At 65.7% G+C, this 20,248-nt stretch carries 17 protein-coding genes and 1 riboswitch; of the genes, 6 read left to right on the forward strand and 11 right to left on the reverse strand.

Annotated features, from left to right (window positions below):
• Window positions 1-19 precede the first annotated feature (19 nt).
• Complete coding sequence (locus tag B5D38_RS08190) at window positions 20-1,273, reverse strand: ROK family transcriptional regulator (protein WP_165690814.1); 1,254 nt, start codon at window positions 1,271-1,273, stop codon at window positions 20-22.
• A 160-nt stretch (window positions 1,274-1,433) separates the two neighbouring features.
• Between B5D38_RS08190 and B5D38_RS08195 the strand changes: the two genes are divergently transcribed.
• The 5 genes from B5D38_RS08195 (at window position 1,434) to aztC (ending at window position 6,928) form a co-directional block, all read left to right on the forward strand.
• Window positions 1,434-2,426, forward strand: coding sequence for an N-acetylglucosamine kinase (locus B5D38_RS08195; RefSeq protein WP_165690815.1), 993 nt, complete (start codon window positions 1,434-1,436; stop codon window positions 2,424-2,426).
• The gene (locus B5D38_RS08200; protein ID WP_078707939.1) at window positions 2,423-4,018 is read left to right on the forward strand and encodes an ABC transporter substrate-binding protein; all 1,596 of its coding nucleotides are present in this window, start codon (window positions 2,423-2,425) and stop codon (window positions 4,016-4,018) included. Before B5D38_RS08195 ends, B5D38_RS08200 begins: the two co-directional genes overlap by 4 nt.
• A 240-nt stretch (window positions 4,019-4,258) precedes the next feature.
• Window positions 4,259-5,053 carry a zinc ABC transporter ATP-binding protein AztA gene (gene aztA / locus B5D38_RS08205; RefSeq protein ID WP_078707940.1) on the forward strand — a complete coding sequence of 265 codons (795 nt, stop codon included), beginning with the start codon at window positions 4,259-4,261 and terminating at the stop codon, window positions 5,051-5,053.
• Window positions 5,053-5,928 (forward strand): zinc ABC transporter permease AztB, encoded by an 876-nt coding sequence (gene aztB / locus B5D38_RS08210; RefSeq protein WP_078707941.1) that lies wholly within the window; start codon window positions 5,053-5,055, stop codon window positions 5,926-5,928. Before aztA ends, aztB begins: the two co-directional genes overlap by 1 nt.
• 22 nt (window positions 5,929-5,950) lie before the next feature.
• On the forward strand, window positions 5,951-6,928 hold the full coding sequence (gene aztC, locus B5D38_RS08215) for a zinc ABC transporter substrate-binding protein AztC (protein WP_078707942.1): 978 nt from the start codon (window positions 5,951-5,953) through the stop codon (window positions 6,926-6,928).
• A 96-nt stretch (window positions 6,929-7,024) separates the two neighbouring features.
• Here aztC and B5D38_RS08220 read toward each other — a convergent pair whose 3' ends face one another.
• The 3 genes from B5D38_RS08220 to B5D38_RS08230 are packed head-to-tail and all read right to left on the reverse strand — an operon-like array spanning window position 7,025 to window position 10,188.
• The gene (locus B5D38_RS08220; protein WP_245318928.1) at window positions 7,025-8,410 is read right to left on the reverse strand and encodes a Dyp-type peroxidase; all 1,386 of its coding nucleotides are present in this window, start codon (window positions 8,408-8,410) and stop codon (window positions 7,025-7,027) included.
• Window positions 8,400-9,095, reverse strand: coding sequence for a hypothetical protein (locus B5D38_RS08225; protein ID WP_078707944.1), 696 nt, complete (start codon window positions 9,093-9,095; stop codon window positions 8,400-8,402). The genes B5D38_RS08220 and B5D38_RS08225 overlap by 11 nt, the downstream gene beginning before the upstream one ends.
• 10 nt (window positions 9,096-9,105) lie before the next feature.
• Complete coding sequence (locus B5D38_RS08230; protein ID WP_207552918.1) at window positions 9,106-10,188, reverse strand: catalase family protein; 1,083 nt, start codon at window positions 10,186-10,188, stop codon at window positions 9,106-9,108.
• Window positions 10,189-10,301: 113 nt separating this feature from the next.
• Between B5D38_RS08230 and B5D38_RS08235 the strand changes: the two genes are divergently transcribed.
• Complete coding sequence (locus B5D38_RS08235; RefSeq protein WP_078707945.1) at window positions 10,302-10,910, forward strand: TetR/AcrR family transcriptional regulator; 609 nt, start codon at window positions 10,302-10,304, stop codon at window positions 10,908-10,910.
• A gap of 18 nt (window positions 10,911-10,928) precedes the next feature.
• Here the strand turns inward: B5D38_RS08235 and murJ are convergent, their stop codons facing one another.
• From murJ to B5D38_RS08270, 7 genes are all read right to left on the reverse strand, one after another.
• A complete protein-coding gene (gene murJ / locus B5D38_RS08240; protein ID WP_078707946.1) occupies window positions 10,929-12,545 on the reverse strand; it encodes a murein biosynthesis integral membrane protein MurJ in 1,617 nt (538 codons plus the stop codon).
• Window positions 12,542-15,406: a [protein-PII] uridylyltransferase gene (locus B5D38_RS08245; RefSeq protein ID WP_078707947.1), complete on the reverse strand. Its 2,865-nt coding sequence runs from the start codon at window positions 15,404-15,406 to the stop codon at window positions 12,542-12,544. The genes murJ and B5D38_RS08245 overlap by 4 nt, the downstream gene beginning before the upstream one ends.
• Before the next feature lie 96 nt (window positions 15,407-15,502).
• A complete protein-coding gene (locus B5D38_RS08250; RefSeq protein ID WP_078707948.1) occupies window positions 15,503-16,354 on the reverse strand; it encodes an SDR family oxidoreductase in 852 nt (283 codons plus the stop codon).
• Window positions 16,355-16,485: 131 nt separating this feature from the next.
• Window positions 16,486-17,214: an energy-coupling factor transporter transmembrane component T family protein gene (locus B5D38_RS08255; protein WP_078707949.1), complete on the reverse strand. Its 729-nt coding sequence runs from the start codon at window positions 17,212-17,214 to the stop codon at window positions 16,486-16,488.
• Window positions 17,208-18,869, reverse strand: a complete 1,662-nt coding sequence (locus B5D38_RS08260; RefSeq protein WP_078707950.1) for an ABC transporter ATP-binding protein — start codon at window positions 18,867-18,869, stop codon at window positions 17,208-17,210. Before B5D38_RS08260 ends, B5D38_RS08255 begins: the two co-directional genes overlap by 7 nt.
• Complete coding sequence (locus B5D38_RS08265; protein ID WP_078707951.1) at window positions 18,841-19,422, reverse strand: ECF transporter S component; 582 nt, start codon at window positions 19,420-19,422, stop codon at window positions 18,841-18,843. The genes B5D38_RS08260 and B5D38_RS08265 overlap by 29 nt, the downstream gene beginning before the upstream one ends.
• Before the next feature lie 75 nt (window positions 19,423-19,497).
• The gene (locus B5D38_RS08270) at window positions 19,498-20,109 is read right to left on the reverse strand and encodes a YkoF family thiamine/hydroxymethylpyrimidine-binding protein (protein WP_078707952.1); all 612 of its coding nucleotides are present in this window, start codon (window positions 20,107-20,109) and stop codon (window positions 19,498-19,500) included.
• Window positions 20,101-20,212, reverse strand: a riboswitch (TPP riboswitch). (Overlaps the previous gene by 9 nt.)
• Window positions 20,213-20,248 lie beyond the last annotated feature (36 nt).

A 20,248-nucleotide genomic window follows, 5' to 3' on the forward strand; every position in this document is an offset into this window, starting at 1 on the left:
GCCCGAACGAGCGTTCGTCTCAAGGCTCGTTCGGGCTCTTTGTCGGCCCATCGCCGCTGGATGAGGCTCGCCCCCGGCCATCCTTCTCGCCTGCTTCCTGCCAAACGGTCGGGCGCATCAGCAAGGGGCGATGATGGCGATGGACGAGTTGACGGATCGCCAGATCCCCAGCGAGGATGACTGCGCCCTCAATGGTCGCGGTCGCGCCCTTCTGCGAAACCTTGACGATCGTTCGTCTGTTGCGGGCGTGGAACTCCTCGATGATCATCGAGGAGAATCCGGCGTGGCCGCAAAGTCCGCCGCCCAAGACAAGCACACTCGGATCGAGAAGAGTCGTGGCGGCGGCAGCCAGGCGGCCCAGAGCGACAGCGTGCTCGCGCATCAGTCGATGGGCAACCGCGTGCCCTGCATCGCCTAGACTGAACAGCTCCTCGCTCGAGCGGGGTGGTATTTCATCCGCCGGCCATTCGGCGGCGGCCCTCTCCACGAGCCCGACGGAACCGTAGAGCCGCTCGATGGCGTCACGCGGCGAGGGGGTATCCTTCGACCAGGAGACGGGGACCTGGGCCAGCTCGCCGCTCGCACCGTGGCCTCCGCGAATCAACGCGCCGTCGCAAAAGAAGCCCAGGCCGATACCAACGCCGATCTGCATGAAGGCCGCATCGTCGTAGCCTTGCATCAGGCCATTGGAATGCTCGGCAACTGCCGCGCAGTTGACGTTGTTTTCCAGAAGCACGGGGACGCCTCGCCCCAGCCCGCTCGCATTGGCGAACTGCTGGACGATCGTCGTCGCGGGCGGTTCCTCATCCGTATCGTCGGCCATGTTTCGAGGAACGATCCGGTTGAGCGCGATGGAAACGGCTCGCAGCGGCAGGACGTCGCGGAATCGTTCCAGCGCTGGCGACAAGAACGCGCCGGCGACGGAGCCGACGGCGGCCGGGTCGCCGGGGTGGCGGCGGCTGTCGCGCATCAGCAGACGTCCGCTCAGACATCTCGCGACGAAATTGATCTGGGTCGCGCCGATGTCCACGCCCAGAACCCAGCCGGCCTCGTCGCTTGCACTGTAGACAATTGTCGCCCGGCCGCGCGCGCCCTGTTCGCGCCGCAGCTCCCGGACCAAATTGCCGGCGACCAATTCGCCAAGCGCCGCCGTCACCGTCGGCAGACTGACGCCGACGTCCTCGGACAACATCTTGCGCGTGGCCTCCTGCGAACGCAGGAGGCTCGCCAAGACGGCCTGGGCCACGTCAGAGAGTTTCGCTTCTTCGTCCATCCCCTTCGGCCGTTTCCTGGACACTCGCCTTCCCCTAGCACGGGGCGTTTCAAAAGCGCACTTGACATAATTATTAAAGTCGATGACTTTAAAAAATAGAGGTGCGCCATGAACAAGCATACATCCCCGGAAATCTCATGGGCCGGCGCAGCGGGGACTTGTGCCACACGAGGCGCAGCTTCATGAACACGCCCCCATCCTGGTCGGCGCCGATGTCGGGGCCAGCAAGACGCGCATTCGGATCGAAAGCGCCGTCGACCGCCAGCCGCTGGCGGATATCACCCATGCCAGCACCGGCTGGTCGGAACTCGGCGATACCGAACGGGCGCGCGCGCTGAGCGCGGCGATCGCCGAAGCCGTTTCGCCGTTTGGTCGCGTCGCAGCGATGGTTGCCGGCGTTCACGGCGCCGACAGTGTCCAGCAGCTTGTGATGCTGGGCGAGCCGCTGGGGGAACGCTATTCACTCGTCCGCGTGCTGAACGACTCGCATCTGGTGATCCTCGCTCACGGCGCCTGGAGCGGCACAGGGGTGATCGCCGGCACCGGTTCGTCGGCAACGGCGACGCTGCCTGGCGGCGGCGTTCTGACCGTCGGCGGATGGGGCTGGATTTTCGGGGACGAGGGCGGCGCGGTCGGCCTCGTGCGCAGCGCCGCCCAGCGGGTTCTCGCCGCCTATGATCGCGCCGACGATGATCCGCTCACGCCCCTGCTGCTGCGGGCGCTCGATGTCGATCATCCACACGCCATGAGCCACCGTCTCGCAACAACCGAGCCACGGCTCTGGGCGGGCGCCGCCCACGTTGTCTTTGAAGCCTGGCAGGCGGGATCGTGGCGTGCTGGCGAGATCATCCGAGATCACGGCGGGGCACTGGCAAACTTGGTGGCGCTGCTGCGGACGCGAGGCGGCGACACGCAAACCGTCGTTTGCGCGGGAGGCGTGATCACTAACCAGCCATTGTTGTTCGCGGCCTTCGAGGAGGCCCTGCGCCAAAGGGTAGGCCGAGACATCGAGGTTGCCCTGCTCGAGGAGCCGCCGGTCAAGGGCGCGATGAACCTCGCCCGTCGCCTCCACCAGACTTCGAGCGGCGCCCAGGCGGCGCCCGACATCCATGCGGCGATATCTGTTGTCCACCAAACGGAGAGGGTTCGATGAAGCGTATATGCATGGGCTTGGCGACGGCGATCGCCGTTGCCACAGCAGTCTCCAGTGTGCCGGCCGCCTTCGCCGCGACGCCGAAGGATCAGCTAGTGATCGGCACGTCGCTGGCTCAGGTGCTCTCGGTCGACCCCCAGCAGGGCACAGAGGAGAAAACCCAGCAGATCCTGGCGAATGCCTATGATCGTCTCGTCTATAACGACGATCAGGACCAGAACACCATCAAGCCGCAACTGGCGGAAAGCTGGGAGGTCGGCGACAAGGCGATCACGTTCCATCTGCGTGATGCCAAGTTCGCATCGGGCAATCCGGTGACGGCTGGCGACGTCGTGTTCTCGCTGGTCCGCCTGATGAAGCTCAGCCAGGCTGCATCGGGCTACTTCAAGAGTGCCGGCTATACCGCCGACAACATCGAGAGCAAGGTTCGCGCGGTCGACGAGCGCACCTTCCAGATCGATCTGACCGACGATGTCGTTCCGGAGGATCTGCTCTACCGCCTCGCCATGGGCGTCTCGTGCATCGTCGACAGCGCCGAGGTGAAGAAGCACGTCAACGCCGACGATTACGGCAACGAATGGCTGCGCACCCACACGGCCGGCTCGGGTCCCTACAAGCTCCGCAGCTGGACGCCCAACGGCATGGTGATCCTGGAAGCCAACGAGGAGTACTGGGGCGAGAAGCCCGCCATGCGCCGGATCATCATGCGCCACGCGCCCGAGAGCCAAACCGCCCGGCTGATGCTGGAGCACGGCGACATCGACATCGCCGACGCCATGACCGCGCCCGACATCATGTCGTTCGTCGGCAAGGACGGCTTCACCATCGAGAAGACCAAGATCGGCGGCTTCTACGCTTTGGCCATGAATGCGGGCGAGGAGCCGCTTTCGAACCCGCTCGTGCGGCAGGCCATTGCCTACGGCATCGATTACGACGGCATCGCCAAGACCATTCTCGGGCCCTATGGACGGCCGCGCAATGTGCCGGTTCCCGAGGACTGGAAGGGCGCCATCGCCAATCCCGACTGGTCGTTCCAGCCCGAAAAGGCAAAGGAACTGCTCGCCAAGGCCGGCTATCCCGACGGCTTCTCGTTGACCATCAAGACGATCGCGCAGCCGCCGCGTGTCGATATGGCCACCGCCATCCAAGCCACCCTCGACCAGATCGGCATCAAGGTCAGCATCAACCAGGGCAGCGGCGCCGAGATCGTCGCCGATCATCGCGCGCGCAAGTTCGACCTGCTGCTGCCTCAGGCGTCGGCGGTGATGCCCAACGCCCTCGGGGCGATGAACGACTTCGTCACCAATCCGGACAACTCCAAGGAAGCCAACAATGCCGGCAGCATGGTCTGGCGCTCAGCCTGGGACATTCCGGAGATCAACGCCCTGCGCGACGAGACGAGCCGCGAGCGCGACGATGGCAAGCGGGTGGCGCTGATCAAGGAGATCCAGGAGAAGTTCATCGCAGAGAGCCCTGCGGTGTTGCCGATGTTCGAGCGCTTTTCACCGGTCGTGATGACAGGCCGCATCGACGGCTACAAGGGCAACATCTGGTCGCTGACGCGCTTCGAACAGATCACGAAGAAGGACTGATCCTCGCCGGCCTTCGGCCTTCGCTCCGGCTCAGGACGGGCGGGAAGAAGGCCGAGGGCGCTTGGTGCTGAGAAGCCGTCACTGAACTGGGCGGCTTTGCCAGCCTCTCCGGCCTGTCATGAGATAGGCGCGCCCCAATCGTTACTTTGTAACATTTGCTATTGACGAATGTCATAACATAACGTAATCGACTGCCCCGAGCGGCGCAGCGCCCACGGCCTGCCGCACGGAGACTTCGCCATGTCCGATTGCGTTACTTTTCGGAACCTGACCCTCGGCTATCACCGCCATCCTGCCGTGCATCATCTGGACGGAGCGATCCGCAAAGGCTCGTTGACGGCCGTGGTCGGCGCCAACGGCTCGGGCAAGTCGACCCTGATGAAGGGTATCGTCGGGGTCCTGAAACCTCTTTCGGGCAGCTGCGCCGTCAAGGCAGGAACCAGCCTCGCCTATCTGCCCCAGCAGTCAGAACTGGATCGCTCGTTCCCGGCGCGCGTCGTCGACCTCGTCTCCCTCGGCCTGTGGCCGCGACGCGGGCTGCTCGGCCGCCATCGGGCGGAGGACCGCAAAGCGGTCGCCAACGCCCTTTCGGCGGTCGGGCTGGAGGGCTTCGAGAAGCGCCCGCTCGATTCCCTCTCGGGCGGGCAGCTTCAGCGATCGCTGTTCGCGCGCGTGCTGGTGCAGGATGCAGACCTCATCCTGCTCGACGAGCCGTTCAACGCCATCGACGCGCGCACCGTCATGGACCTGATCGCTCTCATTGGGCGCTGGCATGGCGAGGGGCGCACCGTCGTCGTCGTCGTCCATGATCTGGACCTTGTGCGCGAACATTTTCCTGAGGCGTTGCTTCTGGCCCGTGAGCCCGTGGCCTGGGGCGATGCGCGCGCCACGCTCTCGCCCGAGAACCTGCTGCGCGCTCGTCGCTTCCACGAGGCCTGGGACGAGAACTCGCCGTGGTGCGGACCGGGTCCGGCTCCGGGTTCGGGCGCCGAAGCGCATACAAGCAGCACGTTCGGCGACAGGACGGCGGCCTGATGAGCATCGTCTACGACTGGCTGATCGCGCCCTTTGCCGAATTCGGTTTCATGCAGCGCGCGCTCGGCGGCGCTATTCTCCTGTCCATCAGCGCCTGCCCGGTCGGCGTGTTCCTGATGCTCAGGCGCATGAGCCTGTCGGGCGATGCGATGGCACACGCCATCCTCCCCGGCGCGGCGGTGGGCTTCCTGTTCTATGGCCTGGAGCTCATTCCGATGACGCTGGGCGGCCTTGCGGCCGGCGTCGTCGTCGCGCTCGGCGCGGGCTCGGTGTCGCGGCTCACGATCCAGAAGGAGGACGCCTCCATGGCGGCCTTCTATCTGATCTCCCTGGCGCTCGGTGTTCTGATCGTGTCGCTGCGCGGCTCCAATGTCGATCTCATGCACGTCCTGTTCGGCACCGTTCTGGCGCTGAACGACGAGGCTCTGACGCTGATCGGGACGATCACCGTGGTCACGCTGGTGGCGCTCGCGATCTTCTGGCGCGCGCTGGTCGCCGAATGCCTCGATCCGCTGTTCCTGCGCTCGGTCTCGCGCCTCGGACCGCCCGTCCACTTCATCTTCCTGGGGCTGGTCGTGCTCAACCTCGTCGGCGGATTCCAGGCGCTCGGCACACTGCTGGCGGTCGGCCTGATGATGCTGCCCGCCGCCGCCGCCCGGTTCTGGACCACTCGGGTGGAGCCGATGTGCCTGCTTGCCGTCGCGATCGGCATCTTCTCGTGCCTCGGCGGTCTTCTCCTCTCCTACCACGCCTCACTCGCCTCCGGCCCCTCGATCATTCTCCTCGCCGGCGTGGTCTACATCCTGTCCACCCTGATCGGCCCGCGCGGCATTCTCGCCACACGCATCCGGCCGTCCCTCCACCGAACCGCTTAAGCTGAACAGAAGGAGCATTTGCATGTCCAGGACGATGAAGCTTGCCGCATCTTCGATCGTTATAACATTAATGACCGGGGCGGTTTCGACGGCCTCCGCCGCCGAGCTGAACGTCGTTGCCAGCTTCTCGGTCATCGCCGACTTCGCCAAGAACGTGGGTGGCGACCGCGTGAAGATCACCACCCTGGTCGGCCCGAACGGCGATGCCCACGTTTACGAGCCCAAGCCGGCGGACGCCGCCGCCATCGCGGACGCCGATGTGGTGCTGGCCAACGGCCTGCAGCTCGAAGGCTTCCTGCCGCGCCTCATCGAGGCAAGCGGGACGAAGGCCCCGGTGGTGGAACTGACCAAGGGCGGCAAGATGCTGCCCAACCCCGAGGACGAACACCATCATGAGGGCGAGGCTGCCGCCGAAGACCATGATCACGCGGCGGAGGAAACGCACGAGCACGGCCATCATCACCACGGCGAGTTCGATCCGCATGCCTGGCAGTCGGTCGCCAATGCCGAGATCTATGTGAAGAACATCGCCGATGCGTTCTGCAAGGCCGATCCCGCTGGCTGCGATACCTACAAGGCCAATGCGGCAACCTACGAGGCCAAGCTCGAGGCCCTCGACAAGGAGGTCCGCGATGCCGTCGCCGAGATCCCGGAGACCAAGCGCACGATCATCACCTCGCACGACGCCTTCGGCTATTTCCAGGACGCGTACGGCCTGAAGTTCCTGGCGCCGGAAGGCATTTCGACGGAATCAGAAGCGTCGGCCGCGGACGTCGCGGCTCTGGTGAAACAGGTCAAGGAAGATAAGGCATCGGCGGTCTTCGTGGAGAACGTCACCAATCCGCGCATGATCGAGCAGATCGCCAAGGAAACCGGGTTGAAGGTCGGCGGCGAGCTCTACTCGGACGCGCTTTCGGACGAAAGCGGGCCGGCCTCAACCTACATCGATATGATGCGCCACAACGTGGAAACCATCAAGAACGACATCCTCGGCAGCTGACCGCGATAATTGGAGAGGCGGAATCGTCCGCCTCTCTCGCCCTTATCGGCTGGTATATGCCCAACCGGGAGCAGCGATTTGCGCTTGCCCGCCGGCTCAACGCCAGCCGGCATTGCCAATCCAGTCGAGGGCCGAGAGCGAGGGCATGAACATGTACTCGCCGCCCCGCAGCCGATTGAATGTGGTCACGCCATCGAGGCGGCGCCGCACGGGATCAGCGGGAATGGTGAAATGTCCCGGCTCCTCGTGAAGCCCGACGACCGGGTCGCGCTCCTCTCCGAGATCGATGAAGTTGCCCCGGTTGATCCACTCCTGCTGGAGGAATTCGATCGTGTCATAGGCGCGGGCGCTGATGAAAATGAAGAAGATTCCGCGATCCTCCCGCGCGTCGTCCGCTGCGCTGACATCCGCCGACCATTTCGGACCGAAGGTCGAGGAGCGACGGATGATGCGATGGATGTTCTCGTCGGTCAGGATGGTCAGCTCGCTGCCGCGCGGGTTGAGGCGGCGCATATGGGCCGAATGCGGGCAGACGAGGCCGCGCGGGTCCTTGGAGAAGTCGAAATCGTTGTTGCGGCTCGGATCGCCGCCGAGTTCGGGATCATCCCTGTCCGGGGAGAGAACCAGCGGCGCGCCGGAGCGCCAGCGCCCGAACATCTTCGCGCCCAGCTTCTCCTGTTCATGCTCGCTCTCGGCATGGCGGCGGACGAAGTCGTTGAAGGCGCCGACCCGGCTCTGGTATTTGCGAAGCACCACGAAGGAGCCGTTGCGGCCGAGGATCGAAGGTTCCGGCATGGCGACCGGCGCACCGGCCTCGCTGTTCTCGCCGAGGATGAATTCGCCGGCGGCGATGGCGCGCTCCTGACCGGGCTGCGGCTCGACGCCGCTGCCGGCCACTGTGGGCTGCGATATGGAGTCGCGAAAGCCGAAGGGGTTCTTCGCATCGGCATCGGCGCCGAAGCGGTGCGTGCCCAGAAGTGTGACGCCGTGCGACCTGTCGTATTCCTCCATCGCCCGTTCGATGGTGCGATCGAGCGCCTCGTCATCACGCGCATAGATCGTCAGCGCGATGTGGCAATTGCCGGGCTTGAACGCCTCTTCCCAGGTTTCCGGCGCGTTCTCGCCGAAATCACGCAGTTGCTCGGCCCTTTCGGCCATGCCCTGGCGAAAGGCCAGCGGGAAGCTCTTGAGCGCCGTTTCCGGCAAGCCGAGAGCTCTCAATCCCGCGTGGCTGAGCGCAACGCCCATCCACGCATCCCGCTCTTCCGTCCAGTCGGACGCGGCGGGAACGTGCCGCGCCAGACGGCGGACGAGGTCACGTCCTCCCTCCGCCTCGTCCACATGCAGCATCGCGTGGATGCCGACATAGGGTTCGGGGCGCGATCGCAGAATCAGAGCCTGGATGTCGTCGAGCTCGAGCGTGACGCTTTCGCGCCGGAAGCGCGCGGCGAGATTGCCGAGGATGCCCATCTCAGTAATCAACCCCCTCCGGCTTGGCGATCTCGGTGCTGAGCTTCTCCAGCGCGGTTCTCGTGGCCGGGTCCATCTCCTTGTTGACGGCCATGGCGTCGAGGAAGGCGCCGAGCGCTTTCTCCATGCGCTGATAGCGCCGGACGTCGACCACCGTGACCTGGGGATTGGCGACGAACCAGCCGGCGGCGTCGATCTGATGATCGGCGATGAAGTCCTTCACCTTCGGGCTGTCGATGCCGGGCCAGCCCTCGATATTGGCGAACAACAGGTCCATCAGGCCGGGAATCTTGGTGGCGAAGTCGTTGATGTAGGTATCCCAGTCGCCGTCATAAGCGGTGGCGAAGAGGATGCGCGTGTCGTCGTCGAAGAAGACGAAGCGCATGTCGTGCAAGGTCGAAACCCGTTGCGCGCCGTCCATGTTGCCGTCGGTCAAATCGAAGATGCGGCGCAGCCGATCCGCGCCGCCGGGCTTCAACTTCGCGATGGCCGTCAGCTCGGAGACGTTGCCCGACTGCTTGCCGGCGCGGCCTGCCTTCTTCGCACTGCCCTTATAGGCCGGGTTGTGGTCGCGGATCATGGTTTCCAGCGCGATCCTCGCCAGTTGCGGCAGGTCCGCGGCCAGCTCGGAAGCGCGGCGTCGGACCTCCTCCAAACGGGTCTCGTCGGTGAGCCTGGGGTCTTTGCTATCGGTCATGCTGCGATCCTCAATCGGGAATGTCGTTGATGCTGGCGGGCTCCACGCGCGGGCGATCGTTCATGCGGTGGCGGAAGCGGGAGGAGCGGTCATAGGCGGCGCGGCGAATGCGCATGATGCCGCCAAGCGGCCGGTGTTCCTCGACGCCGTTCCAGGGGTTGAAGGACAGCACGTCGTCGCCATAGACCTGCCGGCCGGGGCTATAGGCTTCTTGGGACGAAAAGCGCAGCGTCGCGATGGGCCGGTGCGGCGACAGCGCCTCGTCCCAAAGGACGGCGGCATCCTCCACCGGCATCCGCTCCAGATCCGTGCAGAGCTGGGCGCGCAACGTGTATTCCGCCCCGTGCTCGCTAAAGAAGCCACCGATCGCGTCGCGCATCGTCGAATATTCGACATGGGGCACCGGCTTGCCGGTCAGATCCTTCACCGCGACGCTGGCCGGAGCGAGAGACAGCTTGGCGATATAGGCGCCGAAGCGCAGGGCCGCCTGGGTGTGGTAGGTTTCGCCGAGCGGATGGTTGTTGTCCCGCGCCAGACCGTCGAGCGTCGCGCCCGCGGTTCCGCCGAGGGCCTCCACCGCATCCTTGGCGCCGCGCGCCGCACCCGCGACGATGCGCTGGAAGATGTCGGGCGCTTCGGCATTGGCTTCCAGAACGCCGAGCAGCACCTTGTATTTTTCGATGGTCCCGAAGGCGAGCGTCGGGAAGTTGACCATCAGGAAGTCCTGATTGGCGCCGCCGATCTCCGGTGACAACCGCGCTCCCGGCACGCCGATGATCTTGATGGCGAAGCCTCTCGGCGCCGGGATCTTGTCGGAATGGATATCGCCGGGCGCCGAAGACAGACGCGCGACCACGCCATAGGTGGCCGGGCGAGCAAAAATCCCCTGTGACAGTTCGGGGGGAAGATCGTGGACGACGAGTTCGCCCTTGAGAATCGCATGCGATTTCGCATGGGCATCGCGGATGGCGTGGCGATGGCGCTCGTAGGCGCCATGACTGCTTGCCGCCATCTGCGCGACGATTTCGTCCGTCAGGCGCTGTTCGTCGTCTGAGATGATTTCTACATTCGGATGAAAGCGTGTCGGTTCCAAGTGTCACCCTGTAATCCAAGGTCCGCGACGCCGAGATCCGACGCCGTCAATTTCGGATATCAAATGATATCTGGAATTGACGGTTCCCTCTGAGCGAAGAAAAAAGAGCGGCAATGGCGCGATCCACGCCCCGCGCGGTCAGCCAGGCCGCCACCCACGAACGTCTTGTCGAGACGGCAAGACGGCTGATCGTGAAGGAATCGATCCCGGCGCTATCGCTGCGCCGGCTCTGCACCGAGGCGGGATTCACGCAGGGCGCCTTCTATTCCAACTTCGCGGACAAGGATGCGCTGATCCTGGAAATCATGGAGCGGCATCTGGCCGACATCCATCGCCAACTGGCGGACCTTTCCGCCTCGCTGCTCGACGCCGACGCGGAGCAAACCTTCGAGGCACTCACCGCCTGGCTTAACGGTCTCGACGATCGCGAGGAATGGGCGGCGCTTGCGGCCGAGCTGCGCCTTCACGCCCATCGCGATCGGGCGTTCGGCGACAGGTTACGCGCGGCCGAGGCCCATTGCCTCGCCGGCTTCGCCGCCCTTCTGGATGATCTTGCCCGGCGGCTGGACCTCCGCCCGGCCGTCCCGACTATCCACCTCGCACAGATCGTGCTGGACCTCTGGTACATGACCGTACTGCGCCATCCCGAGGGGGACGCGCCCCAGTCCGCGTTCGTCGCCGTTCTGCGCCAAATGCTGCCGCCCGCCATGCCGTCGGCATAGCGGCGAGCACAGCCGCGATCAGGCGCCGGGAGTGCGGCGCGGCGGCCGGCGGAGCATGCGAAGCACCATGCTCCGGTCGACACCGCCGGTGGCGAAAACAGCAACGAAATAGACCGCCATCGAGACCGCCACCAGGACAAGGACGGCCGCGGCCTCCGCATGAAGCCCCGCCCCCGGCGCCAGATGCTCCGACAGCCGGTCCAGGAGAACCAGGAGCACCCCTCCCATGACAAGCGAGGAAACGATCACCATCACGGAGCGCTTCACGAGCTGGCGGTCGATCTCCCAAAGGCCGCGCCGGCGCAGCCCCTCGAAGAGGAGCACCGCGTTGATCCAGCCGGAAAGCGTCGTCGCCAGCGCGATGCCGCGCTCGGCCATCACGAAGAAGAGGCCCAGCGACAGGGCGATGTTGGCGAGAGCCGAGGTCCCCGTCGCGATCATCGGCGTTCGGGTGTCCTCGCGGGCGAAATAGCCGGGCGTGAACACCTTGATCATGACGAAGGCGGGCAGTCCGAGGGCGTAGAGCCCCAGAACCCGCGCGACGGCCACCGTGCTCGAGGCGTCGAAGGCGCCGCGCTCGTAGATCAGGCGGATGATGGGCTCCGGCATGACGTAGAGGGCGACGGCGGCCGGAACTGTCAGGAACAGCGCGAACTCAAGGCTGCGGTTCTGGGTGTGCTGGGCCTCGCCAAGTCGCCCCGCCTTCAGCGCGCGGGCGAGTTCCGGCAGAAGGACCACCGCGATCGCCACACCCACCATGCCCAGCGGCAGCTGATAGGGCCGATCGGCATATTGCAGGATCGAGACGGCGCCGGGCTTGAAGGAGGCGATGGCCTGGCCGACGAAGAGGTTGATCTGGGTGATGCCGCCGATGATGGCGGCGGGACCGGCCAGAACGAGCAGGCGCTTCAGCCCAGGCGTCCAGCGCGGACGCTGGATCGACAGGGAGAAGCCGGCAAAGCGCATGGCGACCGTTACCATCGCCACCTGCCCGAGGCCGGAGACGAGAACAGCCCAGCTCATGAAGAAGCCGATGGTCGTCTTGTCCGCCTTCACCCACCAGCACCAGGCCAGAACGCCGATCAGCGCGAAGTTGAGCAGGCTCGGTGCGACGGCGGCGGCGAAGAAGCGGCGGAAGGCGTTGAGGATGCCCGACACCATCGCCAAGAGCGACATCGACGCGAGGTAGGGAAACATGATGCGCGAGAAGGCGATCGTGATCTCGTAGCGCGTCGCGCAGGTGATGGCGTTGGGATTGCCCGGATCGTCGACGCAGGCGGAAAGGCCCGGCGCGATGATCGTCGTCACCAGAGCCGGCATGAAGACCATGGCGAGGACGGTGAGGAGCGTCAGGACGACGAGGAGCGTCGAGAAGATTTCCGTGGCGAAGCGTTTCGCCCCCTCCTCGCCTTCTTCTTCCAACGATCGGGAGAAGAGCGGGATGAAGGCGGCGTTGAACGCGCCTTCGGCAAAGAGCCGGCGGAAGAGGTTGGGAAAGCGGAACGCGAGGTTGAACGCGTCCGCCACCGGGCCGACACCCAGCGCGGACGCCATCAGCATCTCGCGGGCAAAGCCGAAGACCCGGGAGAAGAGGGTCGCCCCTCCCACCGTTGCAAACTTACCGACGAGACTCATCGTTTGGCGATGCCGACCGCTTGAGGAAAGGACAGAGAGCCGCCGCCGCAGGCCTCCTCCTCGGGATTTTCGAAGACGGCGATGAGCCGGCGCTCGATGCGCTCGGCCCTGCTTTGCGAGGTGATCTTCGCGCCGATCAGGTCGGTAACGTAGAAGACGTCCACCACCTTCTCGCCATAGGTGGTAATATGGGCCGAGCGAATATCCAGACTGAGATCGGCGATGGCGCCCGTCAGGTCCGCCAGAAGGCCGGTCCGGTCGAGCCCCTCCACCTCGATGACCGTGAAGCGGTTGGAGAGCGCGTTGTCGACCGTGACGCGCGGCTTGACCGGGAAGAGCCCCGCCTGCTGGGTGGAGGTGCGGCGGCGCGCGAGGAGATTGGGCATGGCCTCGCGGCCCGAAAGCAGCGCCTCGATGTTGCGGCAGACGCGCTGCGCCCGGCGCCGCTCGTCCTCGTCTCCCTCGAACTCGCGGTTGATGCGGATGATGTCGAGGGCGAAGCCGTTGGAGGTGGTGAAGATCTGGGCGCCCGCGATGTTGGCGCCGGCCGCCGCGCAGCCGCCGGCGATCTGCGAGAGCAGACGCGGGTGATCGCTGGCCAGAACCGTGATCTCGGTGATGGCCGTGAAGGCATCGACGCGCACCGCCGTCGCCAGCGCCAGCCCCGCCAGCCTCATCTCGCGGATGAACTCGGCATGGCGGCGCTGATCCTCCAGCGGCACCGTGAGGAAATAATTCTGATAATGCAGGTCGATATAGGCCTCGCGCTCGGCAATCGGCCAATCGGAAAGCGCATCGGCAAGGCGAGCCTTGGCGGCACGGCCGCGGTCCTCGCGCGAAGCCTGGGAGAAGCCGCCCGTCAACAGCGGCTCCGTATCCCAATAGAGAGTGCGGATCAGCTGACCCTTCCAGCCGTTCCACACGCCCGGCCCCACCGCCCGGATATCGCAGACCGTGAGGATAAGGAGAAGGTTGAGCCGCTCCAGCGTCTGCACCTTCTCGGCAAAGTCGACGATCGTCTTGCGGTCGTTGAGGTCACGCTGCTGAGCGGTCATCGACATGACGAGGTGCTCCTGGACCAGCCAGGCCACCAGCTCCGTCTCGCGCTCGTCGAGACCGAGGCGCGGGCAGAGATGACGGGCGATCTTCGCCCCGGCGACGGAATGGTCCTCGGGACGGCCCTTGGCGATGTCGTGAAGCAGCAGGGCGACGTAGAGCGGCACCCGGTCCTTGAGCGCGCGGGTGATCTCGGTGGCGACGGGGTGATCGTCCACCAGGTCGCCGCGCTCGATCCGAGAGAGGATGGAGATCGAGCGCAACAGATGCTCGTCCACCGTATAGTGGTGGTACATGTTGAACTGCATCAGGGCGACGATGCGCCCAAACTCCGGAATGAAGCGCCCGAGCACGCCCGCCTCGTTCATCCGACGAAGATGAAGCTCGGGGTCCTTGCGGTCGGTCAGAACGTCGAGGAAGAGGCTGTTGGCCTCCCGGTTCTCGCGCAGATCCGCGTTGACCAGCCGCAGCGACCGGCGGATCAGCTTCAGCGCGGCGGGATGGTATTCGAGCTCCAGCGAGGCGGCCAGCTTGAAGACGCGAATGAGGTTGACCGGGTCCTTCTGGAAGACGTCCGGTCCGCTCACATTGATGCGATTGTTGTCGACGTAGAAGTCGACGGTGCCGGGAATCTTGCGCGCCCGGCTCCTGAGGTTGCGCACCAGGTTGCGGAAGCGCGGGGCATCCTTGGCCTGCTCGTCCTCAAGGGCTGCGCAGATGATCCGGGTGAGGTCGCCCACGTCCTTGGCCATCAGGAAGTAGTGCTTCATGAAGCGCTCGACGTCCTTCAAGCCCGGATGGGTGTTGTAGCCCAGCCGGCCGGCGATCTCCGGCTGGAGGTCGAAGGACAGCCTTTCCACCGCCTTGCCGGCGATGAAATGCATATGACAGCGCACAGCCCAGAGGAAGTCGTCCGCCTTGACGAAGAGATTGGCCTCGTGGCGCGACAGCACGCCGAGGCGCACCAGATCCTCGCCGGAGGAGACACGATAATGGTATTTGGTGATCCAGAACAGGGTGTTGAGGTCGCGCAGCCCCCCCTTGCCCTCCTTGACGTTCGGCTCGACAAGGTAGCGCGTGTCGCCGAACTTGGCGTGGCGCGCGTCGCGCTCGGCCAGCTTCGCGGCGATGAATTCGGCGCTCGTGCCTTCCACCACTTCCTGCCCGAAGCGCTCGGCGAGCTCCGCCTCCAGCGCCTCCACACCGGCCACCCTGCGCCGCTCAAGGATGGAGGTGCGAATGGTCATGTCGGTGCGCGACAGGCGGATGCACTCCTGCACCGAGCGCGTCGCATGGCCGACGGTAAATCCCATGTCCCAAAGCATGTAGAGCAGATATTCGGCGATCTGCTCGCTGTGCGCGGTCTGCTTGTAGGGAAGAAGGAACAGAAGATCGATGTCGGAGCCCGGCGCGAGCTTGCCGCGTCCATAGCCGCCGACGGCCAGCACCGTCATCCGCTCGCCCGACGAGGCGTTGACCGTACCGACGACATGGGCGACGGCATAGTCGTGGATCGCGCGGATCAGGATGTCCTGGAGGGCGGACAGCCGTTCGGCGCAGAGGCCGCCGTGGCCATCCTCGAAGAGCATCGCCTTGACGGCTTGGCGCCCGTTCTCGCTGGCGGCCTTGAGCAGGGCGAGGACCTTACCTCTGGCGCGGGCCGATCCTCCGCCTGTCTCGTCCTCCGCGGCGATGGCGTCAAGGTCGGAGGCAAGGGCCTCAACGTCGATGATCTCGGCCATGCGCAAGGGGTCCGCCTCCCCACTCGTCGAACGCGCTGCGATTCGCTTTGAGGAGCTGGACATTAGGCAAAGGTCCTGGAGGAAGGGAGGCCAACCGGCCGCCTATAGCGCGTTTTCCTTAATGACGCGAGAAAAGCGCACGACGGCCGGTTTAACCACTCAGCCGCCGACGATCTTGCCGCCGTTGGGATGAAGCACCTGCCCGGTCATGTAGGAGGCGTCCTCGCAGGCGAGGAACAGCAGCGACGGCGCAACCTCGTTGGGCTGGCCGGGGCGGCCGAGCGGCGAGGACTTGCCGAAATCCTTCACCTTGTCGGGCGGGAAGGACATGGGGATGAACGGCGTCCAGATCGGCCCTGGCGCGACGCCGTTCACCCGGATCTTCTTGTCGGCGAGGTTGGTCGCCATCGAGCGGGTAAAGGCGGTGATCGCGCCCTTGGTGGAGGAGTAGTCGATCAGCGCCGGATTGCCCTTGTAGCTGTTGACCGAGGTGACGTTGATGATGGACGCGCCTTCCTTCAGGTGATCGAGCGCGGCCTGGGTCATGTAGAAATAGGAGAAGATATTGGTCTCGAAGGTCTTCTTCAGCTGTTCCTCCGAAATGCCCCGGATATCCTCGTCCTCCTCCTGATGGCCGGCGTCGTTGACGAGGATGTCGAGCTTGCCGAACTTCTCGACCGTGCGCCGCACCGCCTCGAAACAGAAATCCTTGCTGCGCACGTCGCCGCGAATGAGCAGGGCCTTGCCGCCCTCGCGCTCCACCGCCGCCTGTGTCTCCGCCGCGTCGCTCGTCTCGTCCAGATAGACGATAGCGACGTTCGCACCCTCGCGGGCGAAGAGAACGGCGGTCGCGCGGCCGATGCCGCTGTCGCCGCCGGTGATGATCGCGACCTTGTCCTTGAGGCGGCCGGAGCCCGGATAGCGCGGCTCGTAGTCAGGGCGGGGCGTCATTTCGGATTCGCGGCCGGGATCGCGGTCCTGGTGCTGGGCGGGAATCTGTTCGGCGGACATGGTCTCACCTCTTCTTCTGATTGATCGGGGAAGACGCGGCGCGCTTCGGCGCCGCGAGGGTCAAGCAGGAAAAGCGGCGGCGGCTCGCCTGTTCCGAAAAACCGTGCCCGGCCAAGCAATTTCCGGGATGATCAGGCGAAAATCAGGCCCAGCCCGAGCACCGCGACGAGCGCCAGCGCGAAGATGAGATCGAGGCGCGAGAAGCCCGGCACGCGCAGCAGCGTCCTCGGCCGGTCGGCGCGAAAGCCCCTCGCCTCCATGGCGATGGCGGTCCGCCCCGCCCGGCGCACGGCAAAGGCCATGAGCGGCACGACCATGCGGAAGAGTTCGCCAGGCGTCGGGAAGCGCCGGAGCGGGCGGCCCGCGCGCATGGCCTCCACAAGGCGGATCTGGTGCGCCGTCGCGGCAAGGTCGGGAACCACCTCGACGGCGGCAAAAAGCGCGTAGGCGATGCGCGGCGGCAGACGGAGATAGGCCATGAGCGCGCGAACCAGCGCCACCGGCTCAATGCTGAGGGCAAAGAACAGGGAGATCATGCCGCCCGCGAGTGCGCGCAGAAAGAGGATGAGACCGCCGCGCGCCGCGTCGCTTTCGGCAAGGCTCTGCGAGAAGACCGCCACCGCCTCGGCGTTTTCCTGGCGAAACAGCACGTTGGTCGTGAAGAAGCCAAAGCCGAAAAGGGCGAAGGGGATCATCAGAAGAAGCAGTCTTGCCGGAGAGATGCGGCCAAGGACGAGAATCAGGGCAGCGAAGAGGATGAGCGCCCCGCTCTGGAAGGCGACGGAGAAGACAAGCGTGGTGGCGACGATCCAAATCAGCGCAGCCGCGAGGACCGTCAACGGGTTGAGGCGCTTCAGCATGGGCCCTCCCCGTCGAGCCAGCGCCGCACCAGGGCTGCCGCGGACGCCTTCAGCCCGTGACGCGCCAGCAGCGCGCCATCGAGGAGGATCGCCTGCGCCGGCCCTTCGGCCGCCACGTGTTCCTCCGCCAGGACCACGGCCCGATCGGCCACGCGAAGCGCGAAATCCATATCGTGGGTGACGACGACGACAGCGCGCCCCTTCGCCCTCAACGCCTCGATGCGCTCGATGAGGCCTGCCGTCGCGGCGGCGTCCAGCCCCGCCGTCGGCTCGTCCAGCACAACCAGCGACCAGCGGTCGGCGGCATCGATGGCGGCGATGGCGAGGCGGCGCTTCTGCCCCTGGGACAGCGTCATCGGATGGCGGCTCTCGAGGCCCGAAAGCCCATAGGCGGCAAGCACCGTTGCTGTTTTCTCCGCATGGCCCGCCGCATCGGTCCCCTTCAGCATGGACGCGATCTCCTCGCGCACCGAGCCTTGAGAGAACTGCGCCTCTGCCTGCTGCACCACCAGGGCTCCCGCCGGGCCTTCGCGGCGTCCTCCCTTGAGGCGCAGGAGGCCGGCGAGGCTGGCCGCAAGCGTCGATTTCCCCGCGCCGTTGCGGCCAAGAAGAACCGTCACCTCCCCCGCCCGGACCGCGAGATCGATGCCGAGGAGCACAGGCTTTCCGAGAAAGGGGGCGCAATCGGCCCGCTCCAGACGGACGATCACCGCCCCCGCCGAGGAACGACGTGGCGGCAACCGCTCGGCGAGAAAGGCACCGAGCACCTCCGTCACCTTCTCCGAAGCGGCAAGCTGGCCCAGCGCCTCCTCGATGGTCAGCGGCGGCGGCGTCAGCACGATTCCCGCGTCGATGAGACGGGCATCGAGTTCGCTCGCCGCCGGACGCCAGATGCCTTCGGCCTCGAGAAGGGAACCATGATCGCGGAAGAAGCGGCGCGGCTCGCCCTCGGCGAGAACGTGCCCACCGCGCCCAAGGGCCACAACCCGGTCGACGGCGGTGATCGCCTCGCCGATGCGATGATCGACGATGAGCGTCGTCCGCTCGCCTTTGGACGCGACGAGGATGTGGTGCAGCCGCCGGGCAATCTCGGGGGCGAGATGCGCTGTCGGCTCGTCGGCAACGAAGAGATCGGCGTCCTGAACCAGCGTCGCAGCCAGGGCCACCCACTGGCGTTCTCCCCCCGAAAGCGAAAGGGAGCGGCGGTCGCGCCAGCTTTCGGGAAGCCCGAGCAGGTCCATCGCGGCGCCAACGCGAGCCTCGATCTCGGCGGCTGGCAACGCGCGGTTTTCGAGAGCGAAGGCGATTTCGTCCTCGACCCGCATGCCGCAGAGCACCTGATCGGCATCCTGAAAGTAATGGGCGACGGTGTCGGACCACTCGGCCGGCCGGCGCTCGGTTGCCGGCCGCCCCGCAACCCGCGTTTTCCCCGCCACCGTCGCCGGCACGCTTTCAGGAATGAGGCCGGTCAGCGCCAGAAGCAGCGAAGACTTTCCCGAACCCGAGGCCCCCAGAAGGAGGACGCATTCACCGCGCCTCACCTTGAGGTCGATCGGGCCGACGGCGGGCACCGGCTCGAAGGGAAAGGTGACGCGTGTGCCCGCCCACTCGGCGATGGGGCACTCCTCAGGCGAGCGCAGCGGTGCGCTTGTCACGATCGATCGCCAGACCCTGGAGAACGCCGGTGCGATAGAGCACCTCGGCGATCACCTTGCCGAGGAAGCCGCCCAGGAGCGCGCCCGAAACAGACCGCAGAACGAACATCGCCACGAGAAGGCCCGGCGCCAGGGCGCCATAGTCGAAGCGAATCCAGGTGTAGGCAAAGCTGAAGACGGCCGAGCCGACGCCGGCGGCCATAAGCACCGGCAGCGAATAGTTGCGCCAGCGTGTCGCGGCGAAAACCGCCTCGGCGCCCGCGCCCTGGATGAGCCCCGACAGGACGAGGATCAGGCCGCCGGGGCTGCCGAGCAAAAGCTCGACGGCGGACGCGAGGACCTCGGCGCCGAGCGCCGCGCCCGGCTTGCGGATGATGGCGGCGGCGACGATCGAGGCGACGAACCAGAACCCCATGAAGACGTCCATGGAAAGCGGCCCGATGATTGCCTGGGCGATCAGCCAGATCTGCACCCAGCCCATGTAGAGCGCCGCGAAGACGGCGCCGAGAACGGCGACGATCAGCGTTTCGCGCAGGGTCCATGCGGATGTCATGACAAGCTCCTCTAAACGGGAGACGGAAGGAAAGGTTGAGAAGAAGAGCGCCGCACCGGAGCGGCCTTGGTCGCCCTAGCGAACCCGCGTCGGGCTGTTCGCCGAGACGGTCAGGTCGAGGGCGACGTGGGCACCCTCGGGCGCGAAATTGAGAAAGGCTTCCCCTAGGGTCGCGAAGACAGGACCGGCATCGCCGCGCAGCTTGGTGCAGAAGTTCTTCGCCCGATCGAAGACGCCGGACTCTTTTAGAAAGTCGATGGCCGCATAGATCTCGTCCATGTGGCGGCCGTCGCCGAGCGGGTAATAGGAAAATTGCGCGGCCACGGTCTGGCCGGTCCGCGCCGCGGCGTCCACCGCCGCTAGGCTTGTCTCGATGGCATCGGCGCCCTGGCTGACGCGGCCGAGATCCGTCGTCGGCGTGCATATCTCCGCATCGGGCTCGCCGGGGCAGCCGCGCGAGACGGTCGCCGACAGAACGACATGAACGCCCGATTTCGCCGCCGCGACGAAGAGATCGCGCATCAGCGGAAAGAGTTCCTCGGGCGGGCCGACGACGAGGGTGGAAAGATCGTCGGTCTCGATGCGGAACCGCTTGCGATAGGGATCGATCGCCTCGAGAGCGCCGAGAATGACCGAAACGAAGTCGCCGGTCATCGGATAGAGGGAAATCTGCGCGCCTGAAAACATGGCTTAACTCGCTCCGCTGGCATTACCCAGATCAGCTTGAGGGTTTGAAGGCCTGACGCCTTCCTCTCAGCCCCGGCGATACGGAGCACCCCTGTTCGATGGGCCAGTCATAAAGCGAACCCGGCGCGCTGGCAACCGG

It is taken from the genome of Consotaella salsifontis, assembly GCF_900167365.1.
GTDB lineage: Bacteria > Pseudomonadota > Alphaproteobacteria > Rhizobiales > Rhizobiaceae > Consotaella > Consotaella salsifontis.